Genomic DNA, 8,439 nt, shown 5'->3' on the forward strand with positions numbered 1-8,439 from the left:
GGCTTGCTCGCGAATGCGGTCTTTCAGTCACTGAAGCATCTGCTGACAGATCGCATTCGCGAGCAAGCCCGCTCCCACATTGGACCCCGCAGGCTGGCAAGCGCTGGTTGACCCAAGGCATCTGTGATGAAATGCGACCCCAACCAATTTCGCGCCGCACCGCCATCACTTGCCGTGAAACCTCGTCTGATTCGCCAACTGTTCCTGCCGCCGTTGATCATCGCCCTGATGATCGGCCTGGGTTATATCGGCTTCTGGGTCAGTGAGCACTACGGCATCCGCACTCTCAGCGACAACGGCGAACGCCAGTTGGAGCTGCATGCGCGCACCGTCGAAAGCGAACTCAGCAAATACACCTACCTGCCCAGCCTGCTGGAGCTGGAGTCCAGCGTCTCCAAGCTGCTCGCCGACCCCAACCAGGAGACCCGGCAGACAGTCAACGATTACCTCGAAGGCCTGAACCGACGCAGTCGCAGTCGGGCCATCTACGTGATGGACACCACCGGCCGCGTGCTGGCCACCAGTAACTGGCGCGATGCCGACAGTTACCAGGGTGAAGACCTGTCCTTCCGTGCCTATTTCCAGAATGCCGTACGCGGTCAGCCCGGGCGCTTTTATGGCATCGGCAGTACCAACGGCGAACCCGGCTACTACCTGGCCCATGGCCTGGAAGAACACGGCAAGATCATCGGCGTCGCCGTGGTCAAGGTGCGCCTCGAAGCCTTGGAAGAGCGCTGGCAGCGCGCGCGTCTCGAAGCATTTGTGAGCGACGAAAACGGCATCATCATCCTCTCCAGCGACCCGGCCCGCCGCCTCAAGGCCGTGCGCCCGCTCAGCGATGACACCAAGGAACGCCTGGCCCACAGCCTGCAATATTACTGGGCGACGCTGAACGAGCTGGAGCCCTTGGCCCGCGAGCGTATCAACGAAGGCACCGAGAAACTGACCTTCCCCGCCAACAGCGAAGTGGTGAACGACGAGCACGAGGTCAGCTACCTCGCGCAAACCCGTCCGCTCAACGACACGCCGTGGAATTTCACCCTGCTCACCCCGCTCAACGACCTGCGCCGCGCGGCGATCAACCAGGGCATCCTGGTGGCCGTGGCCTTTGGCCTGGTGGCCTTCCTGCTGATTGCCTGGAACGAGCGGCGCAAGGTCATCGCCACTCGCCTGGCCGCGCGCGAAGCGCTGCAGGAAGCCAACAGCCAGCTGGAACGCCGGATTGCCGAGCGCACCGCCGACTTGCGCGCCAGCAATGAACGGCTCAAGAGCCAGATCCGCGAACGCCGCCAGGCCGAAGAGACCCTGCGCCGCGCCCAGGATGAACTGGTGCAGGCCGGCAAGCTCGCCGCCATCGGCCAGATGTCCACCAGCATCGCTCACGAACTGAACCAGCCGCTGGCCGCGCTGCGCACATTGTCCGGCAACACCGTGCGTTTCCTCGAACGCGGCGCGCTGGACACCGCCAGCGCCAACCTCAAGACCATCAACGAACTGATCGACCGCATGGGTCGCATCACCGCCAGCCTGCGCTCCTTTGCGCGGCGCGGCGACGACCAGGGCGAAGCCAGCCTGGGCAAGGCGGTCGACGCGGCATTCCAGGTCATGGGCGCACGCCTGGACAACCTGTCGCTGACCCTGCACCGCGACTTCGCACCGGCCCAGTTGCAGATCGACCAGACACGCCTGGAACAGATCCTGGTCAACCTGATCGGCAATGCCCTCGACGCCATGCAAGCGCAACCGGCCCCCGAACTGTGGCTGGAAGGCAGCGCCGCCGACGGCAAATACCGCCTGCTGGTACGTGACAACGGCCACGGCATCGACGCCGAGGCCCGCAAGCATTTATTCGAACCGTTCTTCACCACCAAGCCCGGCGAGCAAGGCCTGGGACTGGGCCTGACCCTGTCCGCCAGCCTCGCGGCGGCCACCGGCGGCAACCTCGCCGTCGAACACCCGGCCAGTGGTGGTACTGCCTTTGTCCTGTGCCTGCCGTTGGTGGGCGCTCAACATGTTGAGTCGACATGAATACAGATCCGAAAGACCTCACCGTCCTGATCGTCGAAGACGACCCGCATGTGCTGCTCGGCTGCCAGCAGGCCCTGGCGCTGGAAGATATTCCCAGCGTCGGCGTGGGCAGCGCCGAAGAGGCGTTGAAGCGCATCGGCGAGAACTTCGCCGGCATTGTCATCAGCGATATTCGCCTGCCGGGCATCGACGGCCTGGAGCTGCTCACGCGCCTCAAGGCCCTGGATAAAAGCCTGCCGGTGGTGTTGATCACCGGGCATGGCGACATCTCCATGGCGGTGGGCGCGATGCGCAACGGCGCCTATGACTTCATGGAAAAACCCTTCTCCCCCGAGCGCCTGGTCGACGTCGCCCGCCGCGCCCTGGAGCAACGCGGGCTGGCACGCGAAGTCTGGTCACTGCGCCGCCAGTTGGCCGAGCGCGACTCGCTGGAAGGCCGCATCATCGGCCGTTCGCCGGCCATGCAGAACCTGCGCGAGCTGATCGCCAACGTCGCCGACACGTCGGCCAACGTGTTGATCGAAGGCGAGACCGGCACCGGCAAGGAGCTGGTGGCGCGCTGCCTGCATGATTTCAGCCGACGCCACGACCACCAGTTTGTCGCACTGAACTGCGGCGGCCTGCCGGAGAACCTCTTCGAAAGCGAGATCTTCGGCCACGAAGCCAACGCCTTCACCGGTGCCGGCAAGCGCCGTATCGGCAAGATCGAGCACGCCCATGAAGGCACGCTGTTCCTCGATGAAGTGGAAAGCATGCCGATCAACCTGCAGATCAAATTGCTGCGGGTCTTGCAGGAGCGCACCCTCGAACGCCTGGGCTCGAACCAGAGCGTGGCCGTGGATTGCCGCGTGATCGCCGCCACCAAGTCCGACCTCGACGAACTGAGCCGCGCCAACCAGTTCCGCAGCGACCTGTATTACCGCCTCAACGTGGTGACCCTGGAGTTGCCACCCCTGCGCGAACGCCGTGAAGACATCCTGCAACTGTTCGAGCACTTCCTGCAGCAGTCGTCCCTGCGCTTTGACCGCGCGGCACCGGAGCTGGACAACCAGACCGTCTCGAGCCTGATGAGCCATGACTGGCCCGGCAACGTGCGCGAACTGCGCAACGTCGCCGAACGCTTCGCCCTCGGCCTGCCCGCCTTCAAGAAGAGCGGCGCGAGCAGCGGCAGCCATGGCCTGGCCTTCACCGAAGCAGTGGAAGCCTTTGAACGCAACCTGCTCAACGATGCCCTGCAACGCAGCGGCGGCAACCTGACCCAGGCCAGCCAGGAATTGGGGATGGCCAAGACCACCCTGTTCGACAAGGTCAAGAAATATGGCTTGAGCCACTAAGGAGCGCGTTGTGGATCTGGTATTGAAGGCCGCCCTCGGCGCGGCAGTGGTATTGATATTGGCTGCATTGGCCAAGACCAAAAACTATTACATCGCCGGGTTGGTGCCGCTGTTTCCGACCTTTGCGCTGATCGCCCACTACATCGTCGGCAAGGGCCGTTCGCTGGACGACTTGAAGACCACGATCCTGTTCGGGATGTGGTCGATCATTCCTTACTTTGTGTACCTGGCGACGTTGTATCTGATGGTCGATCGGATGCGCCTGGAAGCATCACTCGCCGTGGCGGCGGTGGCGTGGCTGATGGCGGCGACAATATTGGTCAGCATCTGGGTGCGCATTCACGCCTGACCCAACCCGATCCAAATGTGGGAGCTGGCTTGCCTGCTCCCACATTTGATCGGTGGCTACAGCGAGATCAACGCACGATCTTGTCGACCTGGATGCCCAGCTTTTTCAGGCGGTACCAGAAGCTGCGCTCGGATATCCCGATCTTCGCCGCCGCTGCGGCCTGCACGCCGTTGCTTTCGTTCAGCGCCGCCAGAATGTAGGTTTTCTCGACTTCGGCCAAGGCCGCATCCAGGTCAGCCGGCACGCCTGGTGTGTCACCCAGCAGCGCGGTGACGCCGCCTTCGCCAGGCCGGGAAGCAAACAGGTACGCCGGCAGGTCGATATCCTCGATCACCGGCGAGGCCGCCACGATGGTCGCGCGCTCCACACAGTTTTGCAGTTCGCGAATATTCCCCGGCCAGTGATAGGCGGCCATGGCCTGCAGCGCCTCCGGGCTGAAGCCGGTGATGCGTTTACCCGCGGTAGCACTCAGGGTCTGGGCGAAGTGGCGGGCCAGCGGCACGATATCTTCGGCGCGCTCGCGCAGCGCCGGCAGCGGAATCGGGAAGACATTGAGGCGGTAATACAGGTCTTCGCGAAACTCTTTATTGGCCACCGCATCGAGCAGGTTCTTGTTGGTGGCGGCAATCACCCGTACGTCCACCTTGCGCTCGCGCGGGTCACCCACCGGTTCGATCACCCGCTCCTGCAACGCCCGCAGAATCTTGGCCTGCAGCGCCAGCGGCATGTCGCCCACTTCATCGAGAAACAGCGTGCCCTTGTCGGCCTGCTGGAAGCGTCCGACCCGGTCAGTCACGGCGCCGGTAAAGGCGCCCTTGCGATGACCGAACATCTCGCTTTCCAGCAAGCCCTCGGGAATGGCGGCGCAGTTGACCGCCACGAACGGTTTGTCGGCGCGGCTGCCGTGCTTGTGGATGGCGCGGGCGACCATTTCCTTGCCAGTGCCGCTTTCACCGGTCAGCAGCACGGTGGCAGCGCTGTCGCGCACCGAATCCACAGCCTGCAGCACTTTGCGAAACGCCGGGCTGTCGCCGACCAGGCTGTCGAATTGCGCGTGCTCGTCCAGCTCGGCGCGCATGCGCGCGTTGTCGCGCATGATCTCGCGAAACTGCAGGGCCTTGGCCACGGTGATGTCCAGCTCGTCGATATCGAACGGCTTGGCGATATAGTCATAGGCGCCGTTGCGCATCGACTGCACGGCGTTTTTCACCGTGCTGTAGGCGGTCATCACAATCACCGGCACCTGGGGGTAGCGCACCTTGATCTCCGCCAACAGGGCCGGCCCGTCCATGCCCGGCATGCGCCAGTCGCTGATCACCAGGTCGATGTCTTCCTGCTCCAGCACCTTGAGCGCGTGCAGGCCATTGCCGGCAATGAACACCTGCACGTGGTTCTGGCCCAGGGCCGAGGCCAGCAGGTCGCAGAGCTTGGGTTCGTCGTCGACTACCAGAATGTTATGCGTCATGACTGTCCTCGTCGTCTTCGCCAATCGCCGGAATGTACAGGCTGAAGGTGGCGCCGGCATCTTTCTCACTGGTGCATTCGATGCTGCCGTCGTGACTTTCCATGATCGAATAGACTTTTGCCAGGCCCAGGCCAGTGCCCGAGGCCTTGGTGGTGACAAACGGCGTGAAGATGCGCTCGATCATCTCCGCCGGGATCCCCTGGCCGGTGTCGCCGATGCTGATCAGGGTATTGTCGCCCACGGTGCGAATGCCCAGGGTCAGGCGGCCGCCTTCGGGCATGGCATCGATGGCGTTGAGAATCAGGTTGAGGCAGGCCTGCTTGAGCTGCTTGGCGTCCGCGTAGATCGTCGCCCCCGGTGCCTGGTCGTCGATCTGTGCATCAATGTTATGCGTGGCCAGTTCCGGCGAGCAGAAGCCCAGGATCTCCTCCACCAGCGGCCGGGCCGGCTGCAGTACACGCAGTGGCGGGTTGGGCTTGGCGAAGTCGAGGAACTCGGTGATCAGGTCATTGATGCGGCTGACTTCGCTGATCACGTACTCCAGGTGGCGCTTATCGGACTCGGCCAGGTCGGCGCGGCGGTGCAGCAACTGGGTGGCGGTCTTGATGATACCCAGCGGGTTGCGGATCTCGTGGGCCAGGCCCATGGCGACTTCGCCCAGGGCGTGCAGGCGATCACGGCGGCGCAACTGGGCCTCGAGGTGATGCAACTCGCCGAGGCGCTCAGTCATGTGGTTGAAGGTGCTGCTCAATTGCGCCAGTTCGTCACCACCGCTGACCAGCACCCGGTGCTCGTAGTTGCCCGAAATCACTGCGTCCACACCCTGGGACAAATCCCGCAGCGGCTTGGTCAGGCGCCGCGACACCAACACCCCGGCCGCCAGCGACAGCGCCGAGCTGAGCAGGAAAATCAGCACGAACAGGTTGCTCTGGTTCACCAGCCCGACCAGGCTGGTGTGGCGCAGCAGGCCGCTGAAGATCACGCCTTGCAGGTCGCCGGCATCGTTGAAGATCGGCCAGTACAGACCGCTGTAGTTATTGGTGAACTGCTCGCTGGGCTGCTTGGTGCTGCGCATCGTGGCTTCGACATTTTTCGGGATGCGCGAAGGGTGATCCTCGAAACGCTGCGTCGAGAAGATCTCCGAGAAACCGTCGGGGTTCGCCAGGTACAAGCGCAAATCCAGCGAATGCACATCGGCCACGCTGGTCAGGAAGCTGCTGTCCAGGTAAGTGGCCACGAGCAGCAGGTAGTCGACACCCTCCTGGGTGGTTTCGAAGGTCGACACCACCAGGCCGGTGCTCACCCCCGCCACCTTGACCGTCTGCAGCACCGCGTTGCTGGTCAGGTCGATCTGTTTGACGACATCGTCGGCCGCCGTGCTGAACACCACTTTGTGGTCACTGACGCGAATCAGCGCGACCACGTCGATGTCGGTGGCATCGGCGATGTCGGCGGTGAGCCGGTCGTGCTTGGCCGCCTGCTTGTTCGACGGCGGGCTGGTGTAGCGCAGGAACAGCTTGGCCATGCGCGCGTTGTCATGAAGGATGTCGCCGATTTCGTCCTTGACGATCTTGGTCGACTCCTGCAGCCAGATCCGCACGTTGCTGTCGAAAATCTGCGACAGCGTGGTCGCCGCCAGTTCGGCCGCGATCATGGTGGGAATGACGCTGACCAGCCAAAACGCCAGCACCAGCTTGCGCTGGACGCTCCAGCGCGAAATGGCAAAGGGGCGGGCTTTCTGGCGGGTCTTGGTGATCATCAGGTTTCGCTTATCGCAGCAGCCATGGCAGGGTCGGAACGATCCGGTCGGAGGTACATCTTCACAAGTTTGAGCAGGCCGTTGACCAGCCGATTACGGTGACGAAAAAACAGGTTGTTGCCGCGGAATTCGCATCCCAGGCGCAGCTTACTGGCATAACCCTCCTGACCGCATTCATACACGGGGATATTGTGCTGAATACAATAGTCGACATTGGTCAGCCAACACCTGAAGTACAGGTTGTACTCACGGCTGAACTCACGGTCATGCCCGAAAAACTTGTCGACCAAGCGGTGCTGATCCACCAGCATCAGGTTGAACGCCACCAGGCGCTCGTCCACCCAATAAAGTGCACAGACCGCGCGTTTTTCAAGCCGTTCAAGGATACCGGTGAAGTAACTTGCCGGTAGGCGTTCGAACTGTAAATCCGCGCGGCTGAGCGTGTCTTCATACAGGCGCATCACCTGCGGCAACACATCATCTATGTTGTGCCGCCATTCCACCCGTGGCCCCGGCGCACGCAGTTTACGGCGCAGGTCCTTGCGGGTCGATTTGCACAGCGAACCCAGGTAGGCGTCCACCGAACCGTAAGGCACCGTCAGCCAGCCGTTGGGCAGGCTCGGCATGCTCTGAAACCCGGCAACACGGCAACTGGCGGCCCACTGTGTATCGTGGGTGGGCACATCCTTGACCGCCACCAGGCCGATGCCGAATGCGTTGGCATCCTGGCGCGCGGCCTTGAGTACGTGCGTGATCATCAGCGGGCGCCGCGCCTCGGGCACGCTACTGGCGATGCCCGCATCACAGCGCTCGGCCACCGGAGAGCCGATGGCATACAACGGCAACTGTAAAACACCCGGCCACAGTCGCTCCAGGCGCTCGGTAAAGCGCTTGCCGGTGCCCGACACCGTGGTGTCGAGTCGATACTGCGTGATGAACGCGGGCGCAACCGCCACCAGCGACCCGCTGTCGTAGACCGCCAGGTAACGCCATTTGAAATCATCAATGGCCGCGTTTTCCACGGCCACGTAAAAGTCCCAATCCTCCAGGGCACCGGGAAAACAGTCGTTCCAGGCACTGCGCTGGATGGCCCGGATGGTCGAGAAGGCTTGGGCGGTGATCACGGATTTCCCTTTTTCTATTTCTTGAGCGAGCCGGCCTGTGGTCATGATCGGGCGTGGTGTGGCAGCAATCCTCTTGTGGCAACCGCTCTATTGTGGCGAGCGGGCTTGCCCCGCGCTGGGCGGCGAAGCCGCCCCAAACCCAGCCACCCCAGTCCTAACGGGAAGCATGCAGTGTCAGCGAGGGGGCGGCTTCGCCACCCAACGCGGGGCAAGCCCGCTCGCCACGAGAAGCAGGTTCACCGTGGAAAGAATGTTCAGCATGAGCAGCAGGTTCAGCCTGGAAAACAGGTTGAGCATAAGCAGCAGGTTCAGCCTGGAAAATAGGTTGAGCATAAGCAGCAGGTTCAGCCTGGAAAATAGGTTCAGCATGAGCAGCAGGT

7 protein-coding genes are annotated in these 8,439 nt (G+C 62.7%); 3 read left to right on the top strand and 4 right to left on the bottom strand.

Annotated elements, in window-relative coordinates; all coding sequences use genetic code 11:
• Positions 1–126 precede the first annotated feature (126 nt).
• Genes QMX97_RS30575 through QMX97_RS30585 form a run of 3 tightly spaced genes read left to right on the top strand, consistent with a single transcriptional unit; the run spans position 127 to position 3,711 of the window.
• On the top strand, positions 127–2,028 hold the full coding sequence (locus QMX97_RS30575) for a sensor histidine kinase (protein ID WP_065906797.1): 1,902 nt from the start codon (positions 127–129) through the stop codon (positions 2,026–2,028).
• Positions 2,025–3,362: a sigma-54 dependent transcriptional regulator gene (locus QMX97_RS30580; protein WP_106805024.1), complete on the top strand. Its 1,338-nt coding sequence runs from the start codon at positions 2,025–2,027 to the stop codon at positions 3,360–3,362. Before QMX97_RS30575 ends, QMX97_RS30580 begins: the two co-directional genes overlap by 4 nt.
• 10 nt (positions 3,363–3,372) lie before the next feature.
• Positions 3,373–3,711, top strand: coding sequence for a GlpM family protein (locus tag QMX97_RS30585; RefSeq protein WP_065906802.1), 339 nt, complete (start codon positions 3,373–3,375; stop codon positions 3,709–3,711).
• 67 nt (positions 3,712–3,778) lie between these two features.
• On the opposite strand, the gene QMX97_RS30590 is transcribed toward QMX97_RS30585, so the two are convergent.
• From QMX97_RS30590 to QMX97_RS30605, 4 genes are all read right to left on the bottom strand, one after another.
• A complete protein-coding gene (locus QMX97_RS30590) occupies positions 3,779–5,176 on the bottom strand; it encodes a sigma-54 dependent transcriptional regulator (protein ID WP_065906804.1) in 1,398 nt (465 codons plus the stop codon).
• Entirely contained in the window at positions 5,166–6,935 is a 1,770-nt protein-coding gene (locus QMX97_RS30595) for a HAMP domain-containing sensor histidine kinase (RefSeq protein ID WP_282398150.1), read from the bottom strand. The genes QMX97_RS30590 and QMX97_RS30595 overlap by 11 nt, the downstream gene beginning before the upstream one ends.
• Positions 6,935–8,059, bottom strand: coding sequence for a GNAT family N-acetyltransferase (locus tag QMX97_RS30600; RefSeq protein ID WP_282398151.1), 1,125 nt, complete (start codon positions 8,057–8,059; stop codon positions 6,935–6,937). The genes QMX97_RS30595 and QMX97_RS30600 overlap by 1 nt, the downstream gene beginning before the upstream one ends.
• A 174-nt stretch (positions 8,060–8,233) precedes the next feature.
• Positions 8,234–8,439 (bottom strand): hypothetical protein (locus tag QMX97_RS30605; protein ID WP_282398152.1); only part of this gene is annotated, 206 nt, incomplete at its 5' end.

It is taken from the genome of Pseudomonas sp. PS01298 (assembly GCF_029959745.1).
GTDB lineage: Bacteria > Pseudomonadota > Gammaproteobacteria > Pseudomonadales > Pseudomonadaceae > Aquipseudomonas > Aquipseudomonas aylmerensis.